We start from the raw sequence: 25,211 nt of genomic DNA, 5'->3' as shown, positions 1-25,211 counted from the left end.
GCCCTCCGACCAAGGCGCCGGACACCCCGCCACACCTACCGTCCCCGCAGCAGAAAGGGGACGCAGTGATCACATTGCGGGGACTGACCAAGCGCTACCGGAAGGCGCTGGCGGTCGATGGGGTGACGTGCGAGATCGAGCCGGGGCGGGTCACCGGGTTTCTCGGGCCCAACGGCGCGGGTAAGTCAACGACCATGCGCATGATCCTCGGGCTCGACGAGCCGACCGCGGGCACGGCCCTGGTCGGCGGGAAGCGGTACCACGAGCACCGGTACCCGCTGCGCGAACTCGGGGCGCTGCTGGACGCGAAGGCCCTGCACCCCGGGCGCAGCGCGCGAGCGCACCTGACGGCGATGGCGCGCAGCAACGGGATCCCGACCAAGCGGGTCGGCGAGGTGCTCGACGCGGTCGGCCTGACCGACGTGGCGGGCAAGCGCGCGGGCACGCTCTCCCTGGGCATGAGCCAGCGGCTGGGCATCGCGGGCGCGCTGCTCGGCGACCCCGGCACGCTGATGTTCGACGAGCCGGTCAACGGCCTCGACCTCGACGGCGTCCGCTGGATCCGGGACCTGGTGCGGGAACTGGCCGACGAGGGCCGCGCGGTTTTCGTCTCCAGCCACCTGATGAGCGAGATGCAGCTGGTCGCCGACCACGTCGTGGTGATCGGCAAGGGCAAGCTCCTGGCCGACGCGAGCATCGGCGCGGTGATCGCCGCCGCGGGTTCGGTCGTGCGCGTGCGCGCCCCCGAACCCGCCGCCGTCGACGCGCTCGAACGCGGGCTCGCGACCACGCGCCGGATCGGCCCGACCGAGTTGGAGGTCACCGGGGCGACCGCGGAGCAGGTCGGCGACCTGGCCTTCCAGCTGCGAGTGCGCCTGCACGAACTGCGCGCCGAGCACGCTTCCCTGGAGCAGGCCTACCTCGACCTGACCGCGGACAGCGTCGAGTGCGCGGCGGTGACCCGGTGATGCGGGGCGCGATCGCGGCGGAGTGGACGAAGACGTGGACGGTCCGGTCGACCTACTGGTGCCTGGTCGCCGCGGTGCTGCTGATGGTGGGCATGGTGGTGCCCAACGGCTTGGCCATCCGCGGCCAGTTGCGCGACGGCGTCCCGGGTGCCAACGCCTGGCCCGCGACCCAGTTGCCGATCGAGGCCACGGTGTACCTGGTGCAGTTCGCGGTGATCGCGCTGGTGGCGCTGCTGGTCGCGGGCGAGTACGGCACCGGCCAGGTCCGCACGACCCTGCAGTGGGTGCCGGTGCGGTGGCGGGTCCCGGCGTCGAAGTCGCTGGCCCTGGCGTCCGCCATGGCGGTGGTGAGCCTGCCGCTGACCGCGCTGGGGGTGTGGTTGGCCGACCTGACCATGGCCGAACGCGGCCTGCCCTACAGCGCCGCCGACTTCGCCGGGACGTGCCTGCTCGTCGCGCTCTACACGAGCCTCATGTGCGTGCTCACGGTCGGCGTCGCCACCGCGGTGCGCAGCGTCGCGGGCACGCTGGTCGCGATGTTCATGCTGATCATGGTGCTGCCGCTGGGCATGCAGACCACGCAGTTCCTGCGCGACCTGTCGCACTACGTCCCCGGCATCGCGGGCGTCGACCTGATGGAGCGCGCCGACACGACCCGGGGCGCGGTGGTGCTGGTGGTCTGGGCCGCGGTCGCACTCCTCGCGGGCATCGCGGTGCTGCGGAAGCGGGACGCGTGAGCGCCGCACCGGACGGCGGCATGGCGGGCTGGGCCCTGGACGTCATGGACGTCCTCGGCGCGCCCGGCGCGGGCCTGCTCGTCGCACTGGAGAACCTGTTCCCGCCACTGCCGAGCGAGATCTTCCTACCCCTGGCCGGTTTTGCCGCGGGCCTTGGCCGGATCTCCTTGTTCAGCGCCATCTTCTTCACCACCCTGGGCTCGGTCGCGGGCGCGCTCGCGCTCTACTGGCTCGGCGCCGCGCTCGGCCGCGACCGCCTCCGCGCCATCGCCGACCGCGTGCCCCTGCTCAAGGTGTCCGATGTGGACAAGACGGAGGCGTGGTTCGACCGGCACGGCGGCAAAGCGGTCTTCTTCGGCCGCATGGTCCCGGTGTTCCGCAGCCTGATCTCGATCCCGGCGGGCGTGCACCGCATGCCACTGGCCAGGTTCACGCTGCTGACCACGCTCGGCAGCCTGATCTGGAACACCGCGTTCGTGCTCGCGGGCTACCTGCTCGGCCAGCAGTGGCACCTGGTCGAGGACTACGCGGGCATCCTCGAGAAGGTCGTGCTCGGCGCGGTCGTCCTGGCCGTGGCCTGGTTCGTGGTGCAACGGGTCCGGGGCGCTCGCCGGGACCGGGTCAGCTCGTCGGGCCGACGAGACCGGCCTCGTACGCGATGATCGCCGCCTGCACCCGGTTGCGGACGTCGAGGCGCGCCAGCACCCCGCTGACGTAGGCCTTCACGGTGCCCTCGACCAGGTGCAGGCGCCGCGCGATCTCCGCGTTGGCCAACCCCTGCCCGACCAGCGCCAGCACCTCCAGCTCGCGCGGCGCGAGCGCGGCGAGCCTGGCCCGCGCGTCGACCCGGGCGCCCATCCGCGCGGCGGGGCCGGTCGACAGCTCGGCGATGACCCGCGAGGCCACCCTGGGCGAGAGGTAGGCGGCGCCCTCCGACACCGCGCGCACCCCCGCGAGCAACTCGCGGGGGTCGCCGGATTTGAGCAGGAACCCACTGGCACCGTCGCCGAGGGCGCGGGCGATGTAGGCGTCCTCGGAAAAGGTGGTGAGCATGACGACCGCGGTGTCCGGCTGGGTCCGGCGGATCTCGGCGGCGGCGGCCAGCCCGTCCATGCCGGGCATCCGGATGTCGAGCACCGCCACGTCCGGGCGGTGCGCCTGGGTCAGCTCGACCGCCTCGCGGCCGTCGGCGGCCTCGGCGACGACCTCGATCCCGTCGTCGGAGGCGAGGATGGCGCGCACCCCGGCGCGCACCATGGCCTCGTCGTCGGCGAGCAGCACGCGGATCACCCTGATCCCCTTTCCCCGGTGGAACCCTCGTCGCGGTTGTTGCTGTAGGCGTCCTTGGCCACCAGTCGGCCCACGGCGAAGCAGAGCCGGTGCACGGCGGGCCGCAGGTCGAACACGTCACCGGTGGCCCGGTAGTAGCGGCACCCGGCGCCGGGCGGGTTCGGCGCGCCCCGCGGCGGGTCGATCATCTCCAGGTCGGGCAGCACGGCCTCGACCTCCGCGCTCGACTGACCGACCCGCAGGCCGTCGAACACCTCGGTGGGCAGGACCGAGTTGGTGACCGAGTACGCGTAGTAGCCGAAGATGAGCGCCACCAGACCGACCGTGATCGCCGTGGGCATGCCGATGGCCACCACCAGCCCGCGTCGAACGCGCCGCCGGACGCGCCCGAGGACCACCTCGGTGGTCTCCTCCGCGTCGGGCAGCGCGGCCGCGTCGTGCGGGAGGCTGGCCCGAACGGCGAACCCATCGCCCTCCGGGCCCGCGGTGAGGGTGCCGCCGAGCAGTCGAACCCGCTCGCGCAGTCCGATGAGGCCGCGGCGGGAACCGGTCGCGGTGACCGCGCCGGTCGGGGCGCCGTTGGTGACGGCGACGACGGTCACCCCGGCCTGCCGGGACACCAGGACGGTCGCGGCGGCGCCGGGGGCGTGTTTGGCCACATTGGTCAGCGCCTCCTGCACGACCCGCCGCACCGCCATCTCCACCACGCCGGGGGCGGGTTCGTCGCCGTCGGACCGCAGGTCGACGTCCATCCCGGACGCCCGCGCCCGCTCGACCAGTTCGGCGGGCGTCTCGGCGACCGGGGTGAGCGGCGCGGGCTCGGCCTCGCCGAGCATGCCGATGATGGTGCGCAGCGTGTCGGTGGCCGCACCCGCGGACGCGCGCAGCTCACCGGCCGCGTGGCGGTGGTGTTCGTCGAGGTCGCGGGCCATTTCGAGGGCGCCAGCACGGAGCGCGATGAGGGCGAGTTCGTGGCCGAGTGAGTCGTGCATGTCCTGGGCGATGCGGGCCCGCTCGCGCAGCCGCTCCCGCTCGGCGACGATCCGCTGTTCCCGCTCCAAGTGCTCGGCGCGCTCCCACCCCGCGCGCTGCAACTCGGCGCGCTGGCGCAGGTAGCGCCCCGCGAACCACGGGCACACCGCGAGCAGCAGCAGCCCCAGGACCATCCACAGCCATTGCAGCAACTGCGTGTCCAACCGCCCCCGGACGGCGGCCACGACGAGGGTGTAGCCCAGTCCGACCAGGACCAGACCCGTGAACACCAGCACTGCCGGGCGGGCCGTCGGCAGGCGCATGCCCATCATGAAGCCGGTGAACACGACCGCCAAGGTGAAGCTGAGGCTGCCGGTGCCGGTCAGGATCAGGTGGGCCAGGCCCGCCGCGGTGACGAGCACCGCCAGGACCGGGCGCCGCCTGGCCAGCGGGACAGTCGCGACGATCGCGACGAACAGCGCGTAGACGTCCCAGCTGAGCCGGGAGAGGGGGAGGTTGAGGGTCACCTCGAGGACGAAGAGAGCGGTGAGCGTCACACCTATCGAGAGATCGGTCGCGACCGTCCGCTTCGACTCCACCGGCGTGACGCTACAAGCAGTGGGAGCGTTGTCGACACTGACGAAAGTAAAGCTGGTTCGATGGGGTGTGCACGACGACAGGAGGAAGAGGCCCATGCGCCGGTTGGTGGTCCTGCGGCACGCGAAGTCGGCCTGGCCGGAGGGCGTCCCCGACTATCGACGACCGCTCAACGACCGGGGCCGCCGCGACGCGCCCGCCGTCGGCAAGTGGCTGGCCGAGCACGTCGAGGGGATCGACCTGGCCCTGGTCTCCCCCGCCACCCGCACCAGGCAGACCTGGGAGCTGGCGGCGGCCCAGTTACCGACCGTCCCCCCGACCACCTTCGACGAACAGCTCTACGGCGAGGGCGCCGAGTCCATCCTCACCGTGCTCGGGTCCGTTCCGGACACCGCCCGCACGGTCCTGCTGATCGGCCACAACCCGGACCTGGAGGACGTGGTCGAAACCCTCACCGGCACCCGCCCCGAGTTCAAGACGGCGGCCTTGGCGGTACTCACCTGGCCGGGCAAACACCTGACGACCTCGGCCCGCTCCTCCCGCCTAGCCCGCACCGAGACGATCCGCGGCTAGCCGAACCGGCCGGTCCGCAGGCGATCCCGGGAGTCCGGCACAGCCCGGTCCTCGGTCTCCTTCGGGCGATCACCGGTGTCGACCACAAGCCACAACCAGGTCCGAAGCCGCTCCGCGATGGACCGATGCGCGGGCCACGAACGCCCGCGATGCCAGCGGCGGCCGGACACCATCTGACCCGCCGCGTGCACGGGTCACGCAAACGACGTCGAGCAGTGGGAGACCCTTGGCTCGGCCCCGGGTCAGCCGCGGTCGAGGAAGGTCAGGACGGCGCGGACGCGGCGGTGTTCCTCCGAGCTGGGCTCCAGCCCGAGCTTGGAGAAGATGTTGCCCACGTGCTTCTCGACCGCCCCGTCGGAGACCGTCAGCGACCGGGCGATGGCCACGTTGGACAGGCCCTGGGCCATCAGGCCGAGGACCTCCCGCTCCCGGGGGGTGAGCAGGTCGATGGGGTTGCGCCGTCCGCGTGCCATGAGCTGTGCGATCACCTCCTGGTCGATGCACGTGCCACCCGCCGCCACCCGGCGGACCGCGTCGACGAACTCGGCGACGTCGGCGACCCGCTCCTTGAGCAGGTACCCGACCCCGCCCGCGCCACCCGCCAGCAGCTCGACGGCGTAGCGCTCCTCCACGTACTGCGAGAGCACCAGCACCGGCAGCCCCGGCAGCTCCTCCCGCGCCCGCAGCGCCGCCCGCAGCCCCTCGTCGGTGAAGCTCGGCGGCATCCGCACGTCCACGATCGCCAGGTCGGGGCGGTGTTCGGAGACGGCGAGCAGCAGCTCGTCGCCGTTCTCCACCGCCGCCACGGTCTCGATGTCCTCGTCGGCGAGCAGCCTGGTCACGCCCACCCGCAGCAGCACGGAGTCCTCGGCGATCACCACACGCACGGCAGATCGGCCCTGATCACTGTCGGCCCACCGATGGGGCTCACCACGGTCATCACACCGTCAATCGTGGCAGCGCGGTCGGCGAGGCCGGACAGCCCTCCCCCCGGCCGCAGCACCGCGCCGCCGTCGCCGTTGTCGGTGATCTCGACGATGACCTGGTCACCGCTGGCGCGATCCGCCCGCCACACCTTCACCGTCACCGCGCTCGCCCCGGAGTGCTTGGCGATGTTGGTCAGCGACTCGCCGACGATGAAGTACGCCGTGCTCTCCACCGCGGCGGGCGGCCGCGGGTCGACGCGGACGGTGACCTCGCACGGCACCGGGCACTTGGCCGCCAGTGACGACAGCGCCGCGTCCAGGCCGCGGTCGCCCAGCACCGCCGGGTAGATGCCGCGGGCCAGGTCGCGCAGCTCGGCGACGGCCAGCTTGGCGTCCGCGTGCGCCTCGTCGATCAGCGCGCGGGCCAGGTCCGGGTCGGCGTCCAGCTTGCCCTTGGCCCGGCCCAACCCCATGGCCACGGCCACCAGCCGCTGCTGGGCGCCGTCGTGCAGGTCGCGCTCGATGCGGCGGCGCTCGGCCTCGGCGGCGTCCACGCCCCGGGCCCGGGAGGCCTGCAGGCGCTCGGCGCGGGCGGTCAGGTCGGCGGTGCGGTCCGGGCCGAGCATGGTCTCGGCGAGGCGGGCGTGCAGCCAGGCGTAGCGCGGCATGATGAAGAGAGCCAGCGGGACCAGCGGGATGCTGGCGATGGCCAGGCCGAAGCCGAACACCGACAGCGGCAGCTCCATCAGGATGAACAGGATGTCGCGCCAGGTGCGGCCGTCGGTGAGCAGGTCGCGCCACTGCCGCAGCAGCGACCGCCCGTCCGCCGGGTCGCGCACCGGCCGGGCGGGCAGGTCGGCGCCGAGCAGCCCGCGGGCCAGCGCCCGGTGCGCGTTGCCGAAGGCGCGGGCCGCGCACACCCCGCCGATCAGGATGGGCACGCCGACCCACACGATCACGGTGCCGACGCCCACGGCGATGGCCACGACCGTGAACACGAAGGTGAGCAGGCTCAGCGGGAACCCGCCGAGGAAGTAGAGGATCGCCTTGGCCGGGTGCGGCAGCGGCCGCTCGCTCGGGTCGGTCACGTCACACCTCGTGCGCGAGCGGGCTCGACGCGGCGGCGTCGAAGCGGACGGCGGACGGCGCGGGCCCCAGCAGGGCCCGGGCGAACCTGGCGTGGCCGCGCCCCATCGCCCTGGTCAGCGGGATGGCGATGGCGAAGACCACCAAGCCGAGCCCGGTGAAGGCCAGCGCCTCCACGAACGAGTCGACGACCCAGACCGGGTTCTCGGTGTCGAACACGCGGTACTCGCCGTCGGGCAGGAACCGGTAGTAGACGGGCAGGAACGTCGCCCCGAGCGCCAGCGACCAGAAGACCACCACCGTGGTGAACTCGGCGATCCCGACCGGCAGCAGCACCAGGAAGTACGCCATGTCCTTCCAGGTCGACGAGTCCCGCACCCGCGCCTTCCACCGCCCCCGCTCCGGCAGCGGCGGGTACGGGCTGGCGATGTAGGTGTCGAGCATCGCGTACACCCGGGCCCGCTCCACCCGCGCCGACACCCGCGCCGCCACCACCGCCAGCGCCAGCACCGGCAACCCCACCCAGACGACGGCGGTGCCCACCCCCACGCTGAGCAGCACCACGAAGGTGACGAACCCGGCGATCCCGACGGGCAGGTTCATCAGCAGGTACCCGAGCGACCCCAGGACCGACGGGTTCGGCCGCGTGCCGTCCTGGTGGAAGGTGGTGGTCATGTCTCTCGTCCTCCTCGTGCCGTCGCAACCAGCATCGCGGTCACCAGGGCACGTCTCCATGGGGGACGCTACCGAGTCGGGGGTGGGGCTGTCCCCACCATCGATACCGGGATGAAACGAGGCGCGGCACGCGTTAAGCTGTGCAGAACGAGCAACACCAACCCACGGGGGTGAACGGTTTCGACTCTGGACGTCGAGTCAGGGGAAGCGTGCAGGTGCAGGCGAGATGACCACCTCAAGCGTCGCTCGCAAACCAATAAGCGCCAAGACTAACAGTCGCGCTGACTACGACCTCGCTGCCTAAGCGAGCTCGTGTCTGTCGGCCCGGGGACGCCTCCGCCCCGGTAGCCGGCATCAGCTAGGAGGCTCACCGCCGGTCCCGGTCACGGGGACCAGGCGGGAAGCAAACAGTGACTGGGCCCGTCACACCGGCTTGTTCGCGTGACCGGTGGGGCCAAGCAGAGACAATGCGAACTGCGCACGGAGAAGTCCTGGTGAAGCGACAGAGGACCCGGGTTCGATTCCCGGCACCTCCACGGACTCGGGCGACGCGTGTCTGCGGAAAGCGCAGACCGCGTCGTCCGTTGTCATTTCTGGGGGGCGACCCCCCAGACCCCCACGGTGCGGTACGGAACTGAACCAGCGTGGTGGAGCGGTCGAGCTGCGGGGTGGGGACACGATGCGTCCTACACCAGCGGAGACGAAGAGGGCTTGCGGTGAGTGATAGCCGGTACTGGACTCCTGCGCATCATGCGGTTGAGAACTTCGAGGTGGAGGAGCTGTCCCGGTTATTGAGTGCGGGCAGTGATCCTGATGAGGTGTTCGTGGACTTCACCTTGTTGACGCACGCCATTGATGCCGAGGGGGACGCGGCCAACCAGACGCGGGAGCCGTTGAGTGTCCACCTGACGGCGGTGCTGTTGGCGTTCGGCGCGGATCCTCGGCTCCCCGATCCGAAGGGGCGCACCCCGATGGACATGGCCTTGTCGTATCGGCATGACTTAGCGGTCAAGCTGCTCCAGGCGCACCTCGATCGGGCATAGGGCGGCGGCCAAGCCCCTGGGGACTTGGCCGCCGGTCCGGTTGGTGGGTTAGCTGACCGAGAGGGTTACGTCGTCGAGGACGAAGGAGGTTTGGAGGGATTCGTCTTCGATGGAGGTGAAGGACAGGTTGACGGACTGGCCCGCGTAGGCCGACACGTCGACGGTGACCTGTTGGTAGCCGGTTGCGCTGTCCAGGTTCGAGTACGTCTTGAGGGCGTTGTCACCGAGCCGCACGGTCAGGGTGTCGTAGCGTTCGGTGTCGGTGTTCTCGACCGTGTCGATGTGCAGCCAGTAAGTCAGCGTGTACGTCGAGCATCCCGCCGGAAGGGTGAGCTGCTGGCTCGTGCTCTCCGTCGCCACACTGCCCCGGCCGCCCAGCCACGCCGCGTGAGTGCCGCCGTGGGCGGGTTGGCCTTGACCGCCGTGTTGGCCGATCACGCCGGTCGTGGCGGCCCATCCCGTGGCGCCGCCCTCGAAGTCGGCGTTGGCGATCACCTGGCTCGGCGCGCAGCCGCTGCCCGGGGTGATCGTCCAATCCAGACTCAGCGTGCCCGAACCGTCGGACGCGTTGACCGTGATGGCCGCGGCCCAGCGGCCCTCGGCGGTGGGCTTGCCGTTGATCACGCCGTTCGCGTCGATCGACAGGCCGCCCGGCAGGCCGCGCGCCGACCAGGTGTACGGGCCCGTGCCGCCGGTGGCGGTCAGCGGGACCGACACCTGCTGCCCGACCCGCGCCGTCTGGGCGCCCGGGTCGGAGATGACCACGGTCACCCCGCCCTGCGTGATCACCCAGTCGAACGTGACCGTGCCCGACCCGCCCGTGGCCGCGGTGACCGTGGCCGTCACCCGGTACGTCGCGGCACTCGTCGGCGTGCCGCGGATGACCTGCGTGGTGGACCCGGCCGCGTTGTCGGCGGTCAGACCGGTGGGCAGACCCGACACCGACCAGGTGTACGGCCCCGTCCCGCCGGTGGCGACCAGCTTCAGACCGGCCTTCACCCCGACCTTCCCGGTCTGCGTCCCCGGATCGGCGATCGTCACGTCACCGCCGGGCGCCTCCGAGATGGTCCAGCTGAACTTGAGGCTGCCCGGGTTCCCGGCCGCCGGGGTGGCGGTCACCGTCAACGTGTAGTTCCCCGCGGTGGTCGGCGTTCCGGAAACCACACCGCCGCTGGAGATCGACAGGCCCGGGGGCAGGCCGGTCGCGGTCCACGTGTACGGCGCGGTCGCGCCGGTCGCGCGCAACGCCAGGTTCACCGGCGTCCCCACGCGGCCGGTCTGGTCACCGGGCGGCGTGACGACCGCGTCCCCGGCGGGCTGCGGGTTGATGGTCCACGTGAAGGACGCGCTACCCGCCGTCCCCGAGGTCGGGGTCGCGGTGACGGTCACGTTGGAGGTACCAGCCGTAGTAGGCGTACCCGAGACGACCCCGCCCGTGGAGATCGACAGCCCGGCGGGCAGACCCGTCGCCGTCCAGCGGTACGGGCCGGTCGCGCCGGTGGCCGACAGCGTCAGGTTCGCGGGCGTACCAACGGTTCCCGTCTGGTTCCCCGGCGGCGTGACGGTGGCCGTCCCACCGGTCCCCTCACCCGCGAACAGCAGCCGGTTCGGCGAACCCGAGCCCGGGTTGGTGACCTTGCTCGGCGTCGCCTGCGCGAGCAGCGCGGTGGCCACCGCCGCCGGGCTGTCGCTCGGGTGCGCCTCCTGGTACCGCGCCACGACGCCAGCCACGTGCGGGGTCGCCATCGACGTGCCCGAGATGCGGTTGGTCGCGGTGTCGCTGTCCTTCCACGACGAGGTGATGTCCACCCCCGGCGCGAAGATATCCGTGCAGGTGCCGAAATTCGAGAACGAGGCCCGCGCGTCGTTGTTCTGCGTCGCGTTCACCGTTATCGCCTCGGTGACGCGGGCCGGTGAGGAATTGCAGGCGTCCCGGTTGTCATTGCCGGAGGCGACCGCGTAGACGATCCCGGCGGCCACGGAACTGCGCACCGCGGCGTCGACCGTGCTCGCCGCGCCGCCACCGAGGCTCATGTTCGCGACCGCGGGCTTGGTGGCGTTGCGGGTCACCCACTCGATGCCGCTGACCACACCGGTGTTGGAGCCCTGCCCGGAGCAGTTGAGCACCTTCACCGCGACCAGCTTGACGTCTTTGGCCACACCGTATTCGGTGCCGCCGACCGTGCCCGCGACGTGCGTGCCGTGCCCGTGGCAGTCGGTGTTGTTGCTGTCGGCGGTGTTCGTGCCCCAGGTCGCCCGACCGCCGAAGGTGCGGTGCGTGGTGCGGATGCCGGTGTCGATGATGTAGGCGGTGACGCCCTGACCCGTGGTGTCGTAGTTGTAGTTCGAGTCCAGCGGCAGGTTCCGCTGGTCGATGCGGTCGAGCCCCCAGGACGGCGGATTCGGCTGTGTACCGGCGATCCGCACGACGGCGTCCTGCTCGACCGAGGCGACGGTCGGGTCGGCGGCCAGCCGGGCGGCCTGCGTCGGGGACATGCTCGCGGCGAACCCGCGCAGCGCGTAGCGCCACGTGGTCTTGACCGCGGCGCCGTAGCGACCGGCGACCGCGGCCACCGTGTCGTCCACATTGGACATTATGGCGGCGGTGTCCTTGAGCGTCACCAGGTAGCTGCCGGGGATGGCGTCGGGGGAACCCGCGCCGAGGACGATGCCCTCGGCCGCGTGCGCGTTCCCCGCGCCCACCACCAGCGCCATGGCGGTGACCGCGGCGGCTCCCGCGCAAAGGGTGCGTCTGCGCAGGCTCGCGCGAACTTCTCTCATCGTGTGACTCCAAAAAAGCGCAGCAGGGATCAGGGACGACGTTCGCGAACAATTCCGGCATACCGTCCGCAAAAGCAACCACGATCACACCCGCGCGCGCCAGCCAACGGGAACAGGTTCCGCTATTCAGTCCATAGTCCCGGTGTCCGCACCCAGAACAAGCGCATTCACGACGGTGTTATCACCCCGTCGGCGCGCTGTTCCCAGGTCAGGGGTGGGGACAGCCCTACCCCGCGCGGTGGTGCCCACCCCCAAACGATGACGCCTGCTGGCACGGCTGTGCGGACGGCCGCGCGCCGAGATGCTTTCGGTGTGTCGGGAGCAGCGGCGATTAGGGGGCAGTGATGTCGGGCAAGACGGGGTCGCGCCGGGACCCGTTCCTGGACGTGGTGCGGGTGGGCGCGGTGCTGCTGGTGGTCCTGCAGCACTGGCTGATGCCGGTGCTCGGCCGGGGCGGCGCGCACGGCGAGGTCATCGAGACCGGGAACGCGCTCGCCACGCCGGGCTGGTGGCTGATCACCTGGCTGTCGCAGGTGATGCCGATGGTGTTCTTCGCGGGCGGCGCGGCGAACCTGCACTCCTTCCGCGGCTCGCGGGACACGCGGGCCTGGCTGGCGAGCAGGCTGCGCAGGCTCGTGCTCCCCGTGCTCCCGCTCGCCGCGGTCTGGCTGGCGCTGCCGAACCTGTTGCTCAGCGCGGGTGTCCCGGCCCAACCGGTCGACATCGCGGGCGGCATCACCGCGCAGCTGCTGTGGTTCCTGGTCGTCTACCTGGTCGTCGTGGCGCTGACGCCGGTCATGACCGCGCTGCACGACCGCTTCGGCGTCCGCGTCCTGCTCCCCCTCGCCGCGCTCGCGGTGCTCGTCGACGTGGTCCGCTTCGCCGGTGTCCCCGAGGTCGGGTTCGCCAACGCGGTCGTGGTGTGGGTCACCGTGCACCAGCTCGGCATCTGCTACGCCGACGGGCTTTTCGCCAACACCGGCAAGCGTTCCCAGGCGCTGGTGGCCCTCGCCGGGTTCGGCGCCGTGGCCGCGATGGTCGCGTTCGGACCGTACGCGCCGAGCATGATCGGCATGCCGGGCGCGCCGATGTCGAACATGAGCCCGCCCGCCGCCGTGCTGCTGCCACTGGCGGTCGGTCAGCTGGGTCTACTCCTCCTGTTGCGCGACAAGCTGATCCGCTTCGCCGGTCCGGCGGTGGACGCGCTCGGCGCCCGCTGCACCACGATCTACCTGTGGCACATGCCCGCGCTGGTCGTGGTGGCCGGGATCGCGGTCATGGGCTTCGGTTACCACACCCCGGAACCCGGTTCGACGCAGTGGTTCGCCGCCGCGCCGATGTGGCTGGGCGCCACCGGTTACGTGCTGCACCTGCTGGTGAGGGTGTTCGGCCGGTTCGAGGTCGGCGGCGGCCGGGCCGTCCCCGCGACGGTGCCGCTGGTCGGCGCCTACCTCACCGCGGCGGCGGGCCTGCTCGGCCTGGTCGTGCACGGCTTCTCCCCCGACGGCCCCGGCGTCCTCGACGGCCCGCTGCCGTGGATCGCGCTCGTGGTCACCGGCGTCGTCCTCGGCCTGCGCCACGACCGCGGGCGGGCCGCCACCAAGCCGGTGACGACCCACCCGAACCCGGTCCAGGTCACGCGGCCAACCGCGCGCCCGCTCCCGGAGCCAGTGCCAGCGTGAGCACGTCCCGCACATCGCTGACCAGGTGCACGGTCAGCGCCGAGCGCACCGAGTCCGGCACCTCGTCGAGGTCCGGCTCGTTGCGCTGCGGCAGCAGGACCGTGGTGATGCCCGCGCGGTGGGCGGCGAGCAGCTTCTGCTTCACGCCGCCGATCGGCAGGACCCGACCGGTCAGGGACACCTCACCGGTCATCGCCACGTCCGAGCGCACCGGGCGACCGGACAGCAGCGAGGCCAGCGCGGTCGTCATGGTGACGCCCGCGCTCGGGCCGTCCTTGGGCACCGCGCCCGCCGGGACGTGCACGTGCACCCCGCGACCGGCCAGCTCCGCGACCGGCAGCCCCAGCTCGGGGCCGTGCGAACGCAGGTACGACAGCGCGATCTGCGCCGACTCCTTCATGACGTCACCCAGCTGCCCGGTCAACGTCACCCCGGGCCCGCCGCTGTCCTTCTCCGCCAACGACGCCTCGACGAACAGCACGTCACCGCCCGCGCCGGTCACCGCCAACCCGGTCGACACACCCGGCACCGCCGTCCGCTCCGCCGACTCCGGCGTGTGCTTGGGCTGCCCGAGGTAGCCCCGCAGATCACCGACGTCCACGCGCAGCGGCAACTCCGCGTCGCCCAGCGCCAACCGGGCCGCCACCTTGCGCAGCACCCGCGCGATGGCCCGCTCCAGCTGCCGCACCCCGGCCTCGCGGGTGTACTCCCCCGCCAGCAGCCGCAGCGCGGGCTCGCCGACCTCGACCTCGTCGGCGGTCAGCCCGGCGCGCTCCAGCTGCCGGGGCAGCAGGTGCCCGGACGCGATGGTGACCTTCTCGTCCTCGGTGTAGCCGTCGAGCCGCACCAGCTCCATGCGGTCCAGCAGCGGCTCCGGGATCGCCTCGACCACGTTCGCGGTGGCCAGGAAGACCACATCGGACAGGTCCAGCTCGACCTCCAGGTAGTGGTCCCGGAAGGTGTGGTTCTGCGCCGGGTCCAGCACCTCCAGCAGCGCCGCGGTCGGGTCGCCCCGGTAGTCCGCGCCCACCTTGTCGATCTCGTCGAGCAGCACCACCGGGTTCATCGACCCGGCTTCCTTGATGGCCCGCACGATCCGACCCGGCAGCGCGCCGACGTAGGTGCGTCGGTGGCCGCGGATCTCCGCCTCGTCGCGGACTCCGCCCAAAGCGACCCGGACGAACTTGCGCCCCATGGCCCGCGCCACCGACTCGCCCAGCGAGGTCTTGCCGACTCCGGGCGGACCGGCCAGCGCCAGCACCGCGCCGCTGCGCCGACCACCGACGACGCCGAGCCCGCGCTCGTCGCGCCGCTTGCGCACGGCCAGGTACTCGACGATCCGGTCCTTCACGTCGTCCAGGCCCGCGTGGTCGGCGTCGAGCACCGCCCGCGCGCCCTTGATGTCGTACGCGTCCTCGGTGCGGGTGCCCCACGGCAGCTCCAGCACGGTGTCCAGCCACGTGCGGATCCACCCGACCTCCGGCGACTGCTCCGAGGTGCGCTCCAACTTGTCCACTTCGGACAGCGCGGCGGTGCGCACGGTCTCCGGCAGGTCCGCGGCCTCCACCCGGGCGCGGTAGTCCTGCTCCTCGGACGCGGGCTTGCCGTCCAACTCGGCGAGTTCCTTGCGGATCGCCGCCAGCTGCTGCCGCAGCAGGAACTCGCGCTGCTGCTTCTCCATGCCCTCCTTGACGTCCTTGCGGATCGTCTCGGCGACGTCGAGCTCGGCCAGGTGCTCGCGACCCCACTCCAGCAGCTTCGCCAGCCGTGCGGAGACCTCGGTGGTCTCCAGCAGCCAGACCTTCTGCTCGTCGGACAGGTACGAGGCGTACCCGGCCATGTCGGCGAGCTGGGCCGGGTCGTCGAGCTGGGTGATGGTGTCGATCACCTGGTAGGCGCCGCGCTGCTGGAGGATGGTGGTGACCAGCCCCTTGTACTCGCGCGCCAGCTCGCGGGTGCGCTCGTCGGACGTCTCGTCCGCGGTCTCCACCTGCACCCACAGCGCCGCGCCGGGGCCGGTGGTACCCGCGCCGATCCGCACGCGGCCGGTGCCGCGCACCACCGCGGCCAGCTCACCGCCGGGTAGCCGCCCGACTTGTTCGACCACGGCCAACGTGCCGACCCGGGCGTACTTGCCCTCCAGCCTCGGCACGAGCACCACCCGCGCCGGTTCGGTCCCGGCCTGCGCGGCTTCCACGGCCGCGCGCGCCTCGGTGGCGTTGTCGGAACCGGTCAGCTGGACGGGGACGACCATGCCGGGCAGCAGGACCGTGTCATCCAGCGGCAGCACCGGCAGCGTCAGAGCCTCGGACATGTTCACCCTCCAGAATGTTGAGTCTGATCAGCTCAACCTCTATCGGGTGGTGTTTGTTTCCCGCTGGCGTTCGCCCAGAGCGAGCAGCCGGGCCGGGTTGTCGTGCAGCACCGCCCGCAGGAACGGTTCCCCCAGCTCAGGGGCCCGCGCCCAGTCCGCGATGGCCCGCAGCTGGGTGGCGTAGTCGTACGGGATGCTCGGGAAGTCGGTCCCCAGCACGACCCGGTCGGCCACGTCGGCCAGCCGCGCGGTCCAGTCCGCGGGCAGCGGCGCGTCGCCGAGCGTGAACCCGACCCCCACCATCGTGGTGTCCAGGTGCACGCCCGGATGACGCTCCGCCAAGTCCAACGCGCCCGACAGCTCCGGCATGCCCGCGTGCGCCAGCACCACGACCAGCCGCGGGTGCGCGCGCAGCACCTCCTCGAACACCGCCAGACCGGTGTGCGCGCCGCGCAGGGGCCCGTGTCCGCAGTGGACGACCACCGGCACCCCCGCCTCGGCCAGCAGGCCCCAGGCGGGCGCCAGCAGCGGGTCGCGCGGGTCGTAGCCGCCGACCTGCACGTGCGCCTTCACGCACCGGGCACCGGCGGCCAGCGCCGCGCCCAGGTAGCGGGCGACGGACGGTTCGGGGAACAGCGTCGCGGTCGGGACGGCCTCGGGCACGCGGGCGGCGAAGTCCAGGACCCACGACGTCAGCCACTCGGCCATGCCGGGCTTGTGCGGGTAGACCAGCGGCGCGAACCCGACCACGCCGAGCCCCCGCAACGCGGCCAACCGCTCGGCCTCCGACGAGCGGTAGTGGATCGGCCAGGCCCGGCCGTAGCGGCGCTCGGCGTCGTCGAAGTAGGCCCAGACCCTCTCCTGCACCCGCTCCGGCAGGAAGTGCACGTGCACGTCCACCAGCCCCGACAGCCCGAGGCCGCGCACCCACGCCGCGACCTCGGCATCGGACCCCGGTCCGGACACGACCGCGCGCCTAGGCCATGCCCTTGGCGCGGCGGCCCATGGCCTTGGCGATCTCCCGGTTGGCGTCGCGCTTGGCCAGGTCCTGGCGCTTGTCGTAGGCCTTCTTGCCCCGGGCCAGCGCCAGCTCGACCTTCACCTTGCCGTCGTTGAAGTACATCGACAGCGGGACCAGCGAGACCCCGGTCTCCTTGATCTTGCCGATCAGCTTGGTGATCTCGGCCCGGTGCAGCAGCAGCTTGCGGGTGCGCCGCGGCTCGTGGTTGGTCCACGTGCCCTGCGTGTACTCCGGGATGAACAGGTTGCGCAGGAACACCTCGCCGTCGTCCACCGTGGCGAACGCGTCGACGATCGACGCGCGACCCTCGCGCAGGCTCTTGACCTCGGTACCCACGAGGACCACACCGGCCTCGTAGGTATCGATGATCGAGTAGTCGTGACGGGCCTTGCGGTTGGTCACGATCGCCTTGCGGCCGCGTTCCTTAGCCATGGACCAGACTTTACGTGCGGACGTACAGGCGCAGCGTGACATATCCGGTGACAGCCGAAATGCCCAGCGCGACCAGCATCAGCCACGGCGACACCAGCAGGATGTCGATCCCGTCCACCGACCGCACCACGTTCGCCTTGATGGGGTCGGCCAGCACGTCGTCCAGGAAGGACATCTTCAGCAGCACCAGCAACCCGATGGCCAGCAGCGCGCCGATCAACCCGGTGACCATGGCCTCCAGGAGGAACGGCAGCTGGGTGTACCAGCGGGTCGCGCCCACCAGGCGCATGATCCCGACTTCCGTGCGTCTGGTGAACGCGGACAGCTGCACGGTGTTGGAGATCAGCAGCAGCGCCGCCACGGCCATGAACAGCGCGATGGCGAAGGTCATGTTCCGGAACCCGTTGAGCGCGTTGAAGAACCGGTCCAGGAACTCGCTCTGGTCGACCACGTTGTCCACGCCCGGCTTGCCGCTGTAGGCCTGGGTGATGACCTCCGGCCGGTCCGGGTCCTTGAGCCGGACCCGGAAGGACGCGGGCAGCGACTCCGGCCGGGTCAGCTTCACCAGCTCCGGCTGCGCCTCGAAGATCCGCTTGAACCGCTCGAAGGACGCCTGCCGGTTCTCGTAGGCCACCTCCTCCACCGCCGGGTCGGCGCGCAGCGCGGCCTGCAACCCCTTGCACGGGTCGTTGACGCACCCGCTGTCGGAGGCGGAGATGTCGTTGGTCAGGAAGACGCTGACCTCGACCTTGTCCTGGTAGAGCGTCTTGGTCTTGTCGATCATCCGCACCACCAGCAGACCACCGCCGAGCAGGGCGAGCGAGATGGCGGTCGTGATGATCATCGCGATGGTCATCGTGATGTTCCGGCGCAGACCGGTCACGACCTCGCTGAACACGAAGCTGGCACGCATCGGGGGTGGGGTTCCTCGCTTGTCCGGGGCGGTTCTTCTCGGCGGGCGGTGGCGGGGCGCTAGCGGCCGACGCCGTAGACGCCGCGGGCGTCGTCGCGCACGACCCGGCCCAGGTCGAGCTCGACGACCCGGCGCCGCATGGAGTCCACGATGGAGTGGTCGTGGGTGGCCATCAGGACGGTGGTGCCCGTGCGGTTGATCCGCTCCAGCAGCAGCATGATGTCCTGGCTGGTGTCCGGGTCCAGGTTTCCGGTCGGCTCGTCGGCGAGCAGCATCAGCGGCCGGTTCACGAAGGCCCGGGCGATCGCCACGCGCTGCTGCTCACCACCGGAGAGCTCGTGCGGCATCCGGCCCGCCTTGCCCTCCAGGCCGACCAGCTCGAGCACCTCCGGCACCACCTTGCGGATGGTGTGCCGGGGCTTGCCGATGACCTCCAGGGCGAAGGCGACGTTCTCCGCCACCGTCTTGTTCGCCAGCAGCCGGAAGTCCTGGAACACGCAGCCGATCGACTGCCGCAGCCGCGGCACCCGGCGGCGCGCCATCCGGGTCAGGTCGAAGTTGGCCACGTAGACCCGGCCCTTGCTGGGCACCTCCTCGCGCAGCAGGAGCCGCAGGAAGGTCGACTTCCCGGACCCCGACGCGCCGATGAGGAAGACGAACTCGCCCTTGTCGACCTGCACGGAAACGTTCTCCAGTGCGGGCCGCGTGGAGGTCTTGTAGACCTTGGAAACCTGTTCGAGCCGGATCACGGTCGGCGAGTCTACCTCTGGTCGTTATCGAGCCGTAGCCTGCTGCCCCGTTATGGTTTCCGCAGGTCACAGCGTGTGTTCGGGCCGTTACTACCGGGTGCGGCGCCAGCGGATCCCGGCCTCCAGGAAGCCGTCGATGTCGCCGTCGAGCACGGCGCTCGGGTTGCCCACCTCGAACTCGGTCCGCAGGTCCTTGACCATCTGGTACGGGTGCAGCACGTAGGTCCGCATCTGGTTGCCCCAGGAGCCGGTGGAGGTGTCCTTGAGCGCGTCCATCTTGGCCTGCTGCTCCTGGCGGCGGCGCTCCAGCAGCTTCGCCTGCAGCACGGCCATCGCGGAGGCCTTGTTCTGCAGCTGCGAGCGCTCGTTCTGGCAGGACACCACGATGCCGGTCGGCAGGTGGGTCAGCCGGACCGCGGAGTCGGTCGTGTTGACGCCCTGGCCACCGGGACCGGACGAGCGGTACACGTCGACCCGCAGGTCCTTCTCGTCGATCTCGACGTGGTCGGTCTGCTCCACGACCGGGGCGACCTCGACCGCGGCGAACGAGGTCTGCCTGCGGCCCTGGTTGTCGAACGGCGAGATGCGCACCAGGCGGTGCGTGCCCTGCTCGACCGACAGCGTGCCGTAGGCGTAGGGCGCGGTGACCTTGAAGGTCGCCGACTTGATGCCCGCCTCCTCGGCGTAGGAGGTGTCGTAGACGTCGATGGAGTAGCCGTGCCGCTCCGACCAGCGCAGGTACATGCGCATCAGCATCTCGGCGAAGTCGGCGGCGTCCACGCCACCGGCCTCGGACCGGATCGTCATCAGCGCGTCGCGGCCGTCGTACTCGCCGGAGAGCAGGGTGCGCACCTCGAGCGCCGAGATGTCGCCCTTGAGCTTGGCGTACTCCGCGTCCGCCTCGGCCGTGGTGTCGGCGTCGCCACCGTCCTCCTCGGCCAGCTCGTAGAGCACGCTGAGGTCGTCGAAGCGGGAGCGCAGGTCCTCGATCCGGCGCAGCTCACCCTGCCGGTGCGACAGCCTGCTGGTGACCTGCTGGGCCTCGTCGGGGTTGTCCCACAGGTCCGGCTTGGCGGCCTGCTCCTCCAGCTCGGCGATCTGCGCGCGCAGGCCTTCGAGGTCCATCACCGCCTCGACGTTGGCCAGCGAGGTGGAGAGTTCCTTGAGGAGGGCGGCGACGTCCGGGTTCACGTCGGAAGACTACGCGGACACGGGCGCCGCCGCTGCGGCGGAGGTCTGCCGACTAGGACTTCGGGATGGAGTCCAGCAGCTTCAGCACGGCCTTGGCCCGCGCCACGCCGAACTCCGCGATTGCCTTGGCGTACGGGTCCTCGGCGGTCTTGACGGCCGTCTTGGCCGCCTCGTGCTCGCCGTTGTAGACCTGCTTGGCCGAGTCGATGAGTCCCACGCGCTGCTTGGCGGTGAGCGTGCTCGCGTGCACCAGGCGCAGGATCAGCGGGCTGCGCAGGTGGTCCGGACCCGGCTCGCCGCCGAGCCACGACTTGAAGGCCTTCTTGCCCGCGGCGGTGATCACGTACTGCTGGCTGGAACGGGGCCCCTGCTTCCCGAGCCGGACCAGACCGGCGTCCGCCAGCGCGGGCAGCTCCCGGTAGACCTGGCTGCGGGTGACGCTGAAGAAAGAGCCGAAGCGCTCCCTGGCGGCGGACACGAGTTGACCACCGGTCTGCGGTCCCTCGTGCAGCAGTCCGAGAAGAGCCGCGGCGGTTGCATTCAATTCAGACACGTTGACCACGGTCCCACGTATGCGCCGCGCTGTCCACAGTGGCCAGGCAGCGCAGTCCACAGTGGCTGATCGCCCGCGCGCCCCGGAAGGACATTCGACCCGGGACCGATCGCGCAAGCGAGAGGCCCCATCCGGCCCAAAACCGGACGGTCCCACGTGGACCGCAGCGACTTGCTCCCCCAAAGGAGTGGATCTCTTCCCACCCCACAACCCGTTCGGCCCAGCGCCCCGACGGCGCCCCGTAGTCGGTACGAGAAGCGGGAATCGGCCGGAAAATACCCGCCGATGTGGCCTAGATCACGTCCAATCCCCCAGGTCGGGCCGCCCGGACGGGCCACGAGCCCCGGCGAACCCTCGACGAACGATGCGTTGATGGGAAAACTGTCACACCGGGAGCGCCGCCGGGCGGACCAGGGTGGACCGGTCCAGTGTGGACACCACGGCCGAAAACCCCCACTGCCAAACAGGTGCCGCAGACGACCGTGCGGATGCACGCGCACGCCGGAACCTCGCCCATACTCGAACTCCCGGCCTCCCAGTCGAACACTCACACCGAAACCAGTGCTGATCGATATGTCACCCGTTCCCCGCGCTCCCGCTCGCGCGCCCCACCCGAACCCCGCCCCGCCGCTGAGGACAGTCCTCACTAAATGACCCGGGTTACACCGACCATCCACAGAGGACATTCCACCCACCGCCCCACCCCCGCACCCCATTCCCCAAGATCCCCCCACCCCGGCCCGCGCCCCCCTTCCGCGCCCCCAACCCCACCCCCCTGAAAAAGCCGGTTGAGCCCCCTGATAGTCTTCTCTTACCGACGCGGGGTGGAGCAGCTCGGTAGCTCGCTGGGCTCATAACCCAGAGGTCGCAGGTTCAAATCCTGTCCCCGCTACAAGACGAAATGCCCGTGTGCTCAGCACACGGGCATTTCGTTTTCTCGTACTCCCCAGCCACACCCACCACTCGGGCCCCAGGCCCACCTCGCCACCGCACCCACCAGCGGTGCAACGATGACCTGGACCAGGGGCAGGCCTGCCCGCACCGCAGCGCATGGGACGGCATGTCCTCAACACAAAACGAACGGCTCTACTGGCATTAAGTGCCAGTAGAGCCGTTCGTCGTTTGTAGCGGGGACAGGATTTGAACCTGCGACCTCTGGGTTATGAGCCCAGCGAGCTACCGAGCTGCTCCACCCCGCGTCGGTAAAATGAACACTACAGGGGGCCGCGGAGGAAAGCAAATCGCGTGCCCGGGAACACAGCCGCGGCGGATCAGCCCTGGCCAGAGACCCAACACCAACCGCACGGCAGCCAGAGTCGCGCTTCGGTCTGTGGCCCCTCCGCAACCGCGGCCAACCCAGGCCCTGCCCACGACATCGTCCGGATCATCGCGGCGCACCCGGTCGGTCGCGCCGAACGACGAGCCGACCCCGGTCCGTGGCCCGCGACGACGACCGGTCCACCACGGCGAGCCGCCCGCGAAACGGCCCCGCACCGCAGTCCAGGGTCGAGCACGGCCCGGAACGCAACGCGGCCACCCGGTGGGCTGGAGGTCAGCCCGGCCGGGTGGCCGCGTCAGGGGACTAGCTCAGGGGGCGTCAGCCGCCACCGGAGGGCGGGGTGGGTGAGGGTGAGGCGCCCGGTGAGGACGGTGGGGTGGACGGTGTGGCGCCCGCCTTGGCCCGCGCGTCCTGGTAGCGCTTGCCCGCGGCCTCCAGGTCGGCCATCGCCTTGCCGATCGCGGCGAAGTCACCGTCGCGCTGGGCCTGGCGGAGGTTGCCCAGGGCGCTGTCGATCGCCTGGGCCGCCGCGTCGACCTCGGCGCTGGTGCCGCCCCCGGTGCTCGGTGGTGGCGCGCTGCTCGTCGGTGGCTGCGACGACGACGTGGTCGGCGGTGTCGACGTGCCGCCGCCGGTTTGCCCCGGTTTGGTCGCGGTGTCGCCCGTGCCCTCCCCGAACACCTCGTCCAGTGCCTCGTCGATCGTCGGCGCGAACCCGACCTTGCTGCCGAAGGCGACGAGCACCCGGGCCAGCTGCGGGAAGGAGTTCGCGTCCTTGCGTTGCACGTAGAGCGGTTCCACGTAGAGCAACCCGCCCGCGACCGGCAACGTCAGCAGGTTGCCGTAGGTCGGTGTGACGCTCGGGTTCTGCAGCAGCGTCCGGTTCTCGGTGACCTTCGGGGTTGTCTGGAACCGGTTCTGCACCTGCACCGGCCCCTCCGCCTGTTGGCCGGTCGAGGGTAGTCGCAACACCCTGATCTGCCCGTAGTCGTCCGGATCGGACGACGCGGATACCCACGACGCGAGGAAGTCACGGCTGAGCAGCGTCAGCGCGCTGGTGATCTGGAAGGTCGCGGTTTCCTGCCCGGGCGCCTGCGCGAGCACGTAGTACGGCGGCTGCTTGTCCCCGCTGGTGTTCGCGCCGTTGGACGCGCCGTCCTCGGTCGGGTCGCGCGGGACGCTCCAGAAGCTCTTCTGCGAGAAGAACTCGTTCGCGTCGGCCACGTGGTAGCGGGAGAGCAGTTCGCGCTGGACCTTGAACAGGTCCTCCGGGTACCGGAAGTGCGAGCGCAGCTCCGGGCTGATCTCCGACCCCGGCTTCACCGTGCCGGGGAACACGCCCTCCCACGCCTTGAGGACCGGGTCCTTGTCGTCGATGGAGTACAACGAGACCGTGCCGTCGTAGGCGTCGACGGTGGCCTTCACCGAGTTGCGGATGTAGCTGATCGTGCGGTTGTCCTGGACCCCGCCGAGCGAGTCGTTGGTGGCCTCACCGAGGGCGGTGCGCTGGGCGTACGGGTAGTTCTCCAGCGTGGTGTAGCCGTCGATGATCCACAGGATGCGGCCGTTGACCACCGCCGGGTACGGGTCGCCGTCGAGGGTCAGCCACGGCGCCACCTTGCTCACCCGGTCCCGCGGGCTCCGGTTGTACATGATCTTGGCGCCGTCGCCGATCTGCGACGAGAACAGGATGTTGCGCTCGGTGTTGTACGCGGCGAAGACCAACTTGTTGAACAGGTTGTCGATCGCCACACCACCCTTGCCGTCGTAGCCGGACGTGCTCGTGGAGGTGTCGTACTCCAGCGGCCTGCCGTTGTCCTTGCCGCCGACGATGGCGTAGTTGTCGGTGGCCAGCTCGCCGTAGTAGATGCGCGGCTGGTCGACCTTGATCGGCCCCTTGTTGGCCAGGTCGCTGACCTTGAAGACCGGGTACCCGCCCTGGTCGTCACCCTCGCCGAGCGCCGAGTTGACCGTGTTCGCGGGCGCGGCGACGAACCCGTTGCCGTGGGTGAAGACCATGTGCCGGTTGATCCAGCCGCCCTGGGTCTCGGTGAGCCCGCTGGTCTTGATCTCGCGCGCGGCGACGATGTAGTCCTGGGTCTTGCCGTCGACGGTGTAGCGGTCGACGTCGAGCTTGTCCGGGAAGCCGTAGAAGTTCTCCCGGCCCTCGCGCTGGGTGAAGGTGCGGGCGAGGATGTTCGGGTCCAGCAGGCGCACGTTCGAGATGGTGTTGAGGTTGCGCTGGTCGGACCGGATCTGCTGCGGCGAAGCGGTGGTGACGCCCGGGTAGTCCTCGGTCTTGACCTTGTTCGGGGTGAGCCCGTAGGCGGCCCGGGTGGCGTCGATGTTGCGCTGGATGGACAGCGCTTCCTTCGCGTTCTCGTTCGGCCGCACGGAGAACTGCTGGATGATCGCGGGCCACGCCGCGCCGACCAGGATCCCGGAGAGGATCAGCAGCGCGGTGGCGATGGCGGGCAGCTGCAGGTTCCGCAGGAACGCGCCCGCGAAGTACGCCACGGCGCAGAACGCCGCGATGAACATCAGGATCAGCTTGGCGGGCAGCACCGCGTTGAGGTCGGTGAAGTTCGCGCCGCTGAACAGGTCGTGGTTGTTGAAGAGCAGTTCGTAGCGCTCGAAGAAGTAGTCGACCGCGTAGACGAGCACGAACACGCCCGCCGTGATCGACAGCTGCATGCGCGCGGGCGCGGCGAGCTGCCCGCCCTTGCCCGCCAACCGGATCCCGCCGAACAGGTAGTGGGTGATCAGCGCGCCGAAGAAGGCGACCGCGACGGCGATGAACAACCAGTTGATCAGCCAGGTGATGAACGGCAGCGTGAACGCGTAGAACCCGAGGTCGATGCCGAACTGCGCGTCGGTGACGCCGAAGTCGGAGCCGTTGAGCAGCAACTGCACCTGCTGCCAGTCCGACTGCGCGGCGGAGCCCGCGATCACGCCCATGATCACCGGCAGGCCGATGCCGAACAGCTTGACCCGGCCCACGATCGTGGACCGGTAGCGGGCGAGTGGATCGTCCGTGCTGGACACCGGGACGAACACCGGGCGGGTGCGGTAGGCCACCCACAGGCTCACCGCGAGCAGACCGCCGACCAGCGCGCCGGTGGCGAAGAACAGCACGACGCGTGTCCACAGGACGGTGGTGAACACCGACCGGAAGTCGACCTCGCCGAACCACAGCCAGTTCACGTAGGTGTTGAGCAGCCGCGAGCCGACCAGCAGGAGCAGGATCAGGGCGGCGGCTATGTAGAGCAGGACGCGGCTGCGCCGGGACAGCTTCGGCAGGCCGATCGGGGGCCGAGTGGCCACTGGGCACGCTCCATCAGTAGCGGACTATCGACGTACTAACTTCAACCAACTGCTCGACTAGCACGGTTCGGACGACGGGTGGGCGGACCGCCCTGGTTGTTCAAC

General features: G+C 70.7%; 20 protein-coding genes, 2 tRNA genes and 1 other RNA gene. 8 read left to right on the top strand and 15 right to left on the bottom strand.

The window, feature by feature from the left end; translation table 11 throughout:
- Positions 1 to 65 precede the first annotated feature (65 nt).
- The 3 genes from V5P93_RS05820 to V5P93_RS05810 are packed head-to-tail and all read left to right on the top strand — an operon-like array spanning position 66 to position 2,367.
- Positions 66 to 968, top strand: a complete 903-nt coding sequence (locus tag V5P93_RS05820) for an ABC transporter ATP-binding protein (RefSeq protein ID WP_104478364.1) — start codon at positions 66 to 68, stop codon at positions 966 to 968.
- Positions 968 to 1,705 carry a hypothetical protein gene (locus V5P93_RS05815; protein WP_146107970.1) on the top strand — a complete coding sequence of 246 codons (738 nt, stop codon included), beginning with the start codon at positions 968 to 970 and terminating at the stop codon, positions 1,703 to 1,705. The genes V5P93_RS05820 and V5P93_RS05815 overlap by 1 nt, the downstream gene beginning before the upstream one ends.
- Positions 1,706 to 1,725: 20 nt before the next feature.
- Complete coding sequence (locus tag V5P93_RS05810; RefSeq protein ID WP_104478725.1) at positions 1,726 to 2,367, top strand: DedA family protein; 642 nt, start codon at positions 1,726 to 1,728, stop codon at positions 2,365 to 2,367.
- Here V5P93_RS05810 and V5P93_RS05805 read toward each other — a convergent pair.
- Both V5P93_RS05805 and V5P93_RS05800 read right to left on the bottom strand, forming a co-directional pair.
- On the bottom strand, positions 2,327 to 2,995 hold the full coding sequence (locus V5P93_RS05805; RefSeq protein WP_104478362.1) for a response regulator transcription factor: 669 nt from the start codon (positions 2,993 to 2,995) through the stop codon (positions 2,327 to 2,329). The two genes, V5P93_RS05810 and V5P93_RS05805, sit on opposite strands and share 41 nt — an antisense overlap.
- Entirely contained in the window at positions 2,992 to 4,566 is a 1,575-nt protein-coding gene (locus tag V5P93_RS05800; RefSeq protein ID WP_181043393.1) for a sensor histidine kinase, read from the bottom strand. The genes V5P93_RS05805 and V5P93_RS05800 overlap by 4 nt, the downstream gene beginning before the upstream one ends.
- Positions 4,567 to 4,660: 94 nt before the next feature.
- On the opposite strand from V5P93_RS05800, the gene V5P93_RS05795 reads away from it, so the two are divergent.
- A complete protein-coding gene (locus V5P93_RS05795) occupies positions 4,661 to 5,137 on the top strand; it encodes a histidine phosphatase family protein (RefSeq protein ID WP_104478360.1) in 477 nt (158 codons plus the stop codon).
- A 242-nt stretch (positions 5,138 to 5,379) separates the two neighbouring features.
- On the opposite strand, the gene V5P93_RS05790 is transcribed toward V5P93_RS05795, so the two are convergent.
- Genes V5P93_RS05790 through V5P93_RS05780 form a run of 3 tightly spaced genes read right to left on the bottom strand, consistent with a single transcriptional unit; the run spans position 5,380 to position 7,824 of the window.
- Positions 5,380 to 6,024 (bottom strand): response regulator transcription factor, encoded by a 645-nt coding sequence (locus V5P93_RS05790; protein WP_181043392.1) that lies wholly within the window; start codon positions 6,022 to 6,024, stop codon positions 5,380 to 5,382.
- Positions 6,012 to 7,151: a sensor histidine kinase gene (locus V5P93_RS05785; RefSeq protein WP_104478359.1), complete on the bottom strand. Its 1,140-nt coding sequence runs from the start codon at positions 7,149 to 7,151 to the stop codon at positions 6,012 to 6,014. The genes V5P93_RS05790 and V5P93_RS05785 overlap by 13 nt, the downstream gene beginning before the upstream one ends.
- 1 nt (position 7,152) lies before the next feature.
- Positions 7,153 to 7,824, bottom strand: a complete 672-nt coding sequence (locus V5P93_RS05780; protein WP_104478358.1) for a sensor domain-containing protein — start codon at positions 7,822 to 7,824, stop codon at positions 7,153 to 7,155.
- Positions 7,825 to 7,990: 166 nt separating this feature from the next.
- Here V5P93_RS05780 and ssrA point away from each other — a divergent pair.
- Positions 7,991 to 8,363: a transfer-messenger RNA gene (gene ssrA, locus V5P93_RS05775) on the top strand.
- 231 nt (positions 8,364 to 8,594) lie between these two features.
- Complete coding sequence (locus V5P93_RS05770) at positions 8,595 to 8,867, top strand: ankyrin repeat domain-containing protein (protein ID WP_219823935.1); 273 nt, start codon at positions 8,595 to 8,597, stop codon at positions 8,865 to 8,867.
- A 48-nt stretch (positions 8,868 to 8,915) separates the two neighbouring features.
- Here the strand turns inward: V5P93_RS05770 and V5P93_RS05765 are convergent, their stop codons facing one another.
- Entirely contained in the window at positions 8,916 to 11,648 is a 2,733-nt protein-coding gene (locus V5P93_RS05765; RefSeq protein ID WP_181043391.1) for a S8 family peptidase, read from the bottom strand.
- A gap of 344 nt (positions 11,649 to 11,992) precedes the next feature.
- On the opposite strand from V5P93_RS05765, the gene V5P93_RS05760 reads away from it, so the two are divergent.
- Positions 11,993 to 13,330, top strand: a complete 1,338-nt coding sequence (locus V5P93_RS05760) for an acyltransferase (RefSeq protein WP_104478356.1) — start codon at positions 11,993 to 11,995, stop codon at positions 13,328 to 13,330.
- Here V5P93_RS05760 and lon read toward each other — a convergent pair.
- The 7 genes from lon to V5P93_RS05725 all read right to left on the bottom strand — a co-directional run bounded on the left by lon (position 13,284) and on the right by V5P93_RS05725 (position 20,503).
- Complete coding sequence (gene lon / locus V5P93_RS05755) at positions 13,284 to 15,644, bottom strand: endopeptidase La (protein WP_104478723.1); 2,361 nt, start codon at positions 15,642 to 15,644, stop codon at positions 13,284 to 13,286. The genes V5P93_RS05760 and lon overlap by 47 nt on opposite strands.
- Positions 15,645 to 15,683: 39 nt before the next feature.
- A complete protein-coding gene (locus tag V5P93_RS05750) occupies positions 15,684 to 16,610 on the bottom strand; it encodes an amidohydrolase family protein (protein ID WP_104478355.1) in 927 nt (308 codons plus the stop codon).
- 10 nt (positions 16,611 to 16,620) lie between these two features.
- Positions 16,621 to 17,097, bottom strand: coding sequence for an SsrA-binding protein SmpB (gene smpB / locus V5P93_RS05745; protein WP_104478354.1), 477 nt, complete (start codon positions 17,095 to 17,097; stop codon positions 16,621 to 16,623).
- A gap of 10 nt (positions 17,098 to 17,107) precedes the next feature.
- Complete coding sequence (ftsX, locus tag V5P93_RS05740; protein WP_104478353.1) at positions 17,108 to 18,010, bottom strand: permease-like cell division protein FtsX; 903 nt, start codon at positions 18,008 to 18,010, stop codon at positions 17,108 to 17,110.
- A gap of 59 nt (positions 18,011 to 18,069) precedes the next feature.
- Positions 18,070 to 18,759, bottom strand: a complete 690-nt coding sequence (gene ftsE, locus V5P93_RS05735; protein WP_104478352.1) for a cell division ATP-binding protein FtsE — start codon at positions 18,757 to 18,759, stop codon at positions 18,070 to 18,072.
- A gap of 90 nt (positions 18,760 to 18,849) precedes the next feature.
- A complete protein-coding gene (prfB, locus tag V5P93_RS05730) occupies positions 18,850 to 19,950 on the bottom strand; it encodes a peptide chain release factor 2 (protein ID WP_104478351.1) in 1,101 nt (366 codons plus the stop codon).
- A gap of 52 nt (positions 19,951 to 20,002) precedes the next feature.
- A complete protein-coding gene (locus V5P93_RS05725; protein WP_104478722.1) occupies positions 20,003 to 20,503 on the bottom strand; it encodes a PadR family transcriptional regulator in 501 nt (166 codons plus the stop codon).
- Positions 20,504 to 21,321: 818 nt separating this feature from the next.
- Between V5P93_RS05725 and V5P93_RS05720 the strand changes: the two genes are divergently transcribed.
- Positions 21,322 to 21,395: transfer RNA gene (locus V5P93_RS05720), tRNA-Met, on the top strand.
- A gap of 233 nt (positions 21,396 to 21,628) precedes the next feature.
- Here V5P93_RS05720 and V5P93_RS05715 read toward each other — a convergent pair.
- Together V5P93_RS05715 and V5P93_RS05710 are read right to left on the bottom strand one after the other, a co-directional pair.
- A tRNA-Met gene (locus V5P93_RS05715) sits at positions 21,629 to 21,702 on the bottom strand.
- A gap of 398 nt (positions 21,703 to 22,100) precedes the next feature.
- Complete coding sequence (locus V5P93_RS05710) at positions 22,101 to 25,106, bottom strand: UPF0182 family protein (protein ID WP_104478350.1); 3,006 nt, start codon at positions 25,104 to 25,106, stop codon at positions 22,101 to 22,103.
- Between the last annotated feature and the right edge of the window lie 105 nt (positions 25,107 to 25,211).

Origin of the sequence: Actinokineospora auranticolor (genome assembly GCF_041897805.1) — a bacterium.
In the GTDB taxonomy this organism is placed as follows: Bacteria; Actinomycetota; Actinomycetes; order Mycobacteriales; family Pseudonocardiaceae; genus Actinokineospora; species Actinokineospora auranticolor.
Note: the sequence above shows the minus strand (reverse complement) of the source record. Positions and strands in the feature narration are given on the sequence as shown.

Bases quoted from the DNA above. Each gene is read 5' to 3' on its own strand.
- V5P93_RS05815 (WP_146107970.1), top strand. From the start codon at position 968: ATGCGGGGCGCGATCGCGGCGGAGTGGACGAAGACGTGGACGGTCCGG.
- V5P93_RS05810 (WP_104478725.1), top strand. From the start codon at position 1,726: ATGGCGGGCTGGGCCCTGGACGTCATGGACGTCCTCGGCGCGCCCGGC.
- V5P93_RS05795 (WP_104478360.1), top strand. From the start codon at position 4,661: ATGCGCCGGTTGGTGGTCCTGCGGCACGCGAAGTCGGCCTGGCCGGAG.
- V5P93_RS05780 (WP_104478358.1), bottom strand. From the start codon at position 7,824: ATGACCACCACCTTCCACCAGGACGGCACGCGGCCGAACCCGTCGGTC.
- V5P93_RS05765 (WP_181043391.1), bottom strand. From the start codon at position 11,648: ATGAGAGAAGTTCGCGCGAGCCTGCGCAGACGCACCCTTTGCGCGGGA.
- V5P93_RS05760 (WP_104478356.1), top strand. From the start codon at position 11,993: ATGTCGGGCAAGACGGGGTCGCGCCGGGACCCGTTCCTGGACGTGGTG.
- lon (WP_104478723.1), bottom strand. From the start codon at position 15,644: ATGTCCGAGGCTCTGACGCTGCCGGTGCTGCCGCTGGATGACACGGTC.
- smpB (WP_104478354.1), bottom strand. From the start codon at position 17,097: ATGGCTAAGGAACGCGGCCGCAAGGCGATCGTGACCAACCGCAAGGCC.
- ftsX (WP_104478353.1), bottom strand. From the start codon at position 18,010: ATGCGTGCCAGCTTCGTGTTCAGCGAGGTCGTGACCGGTCTGCGCCGG.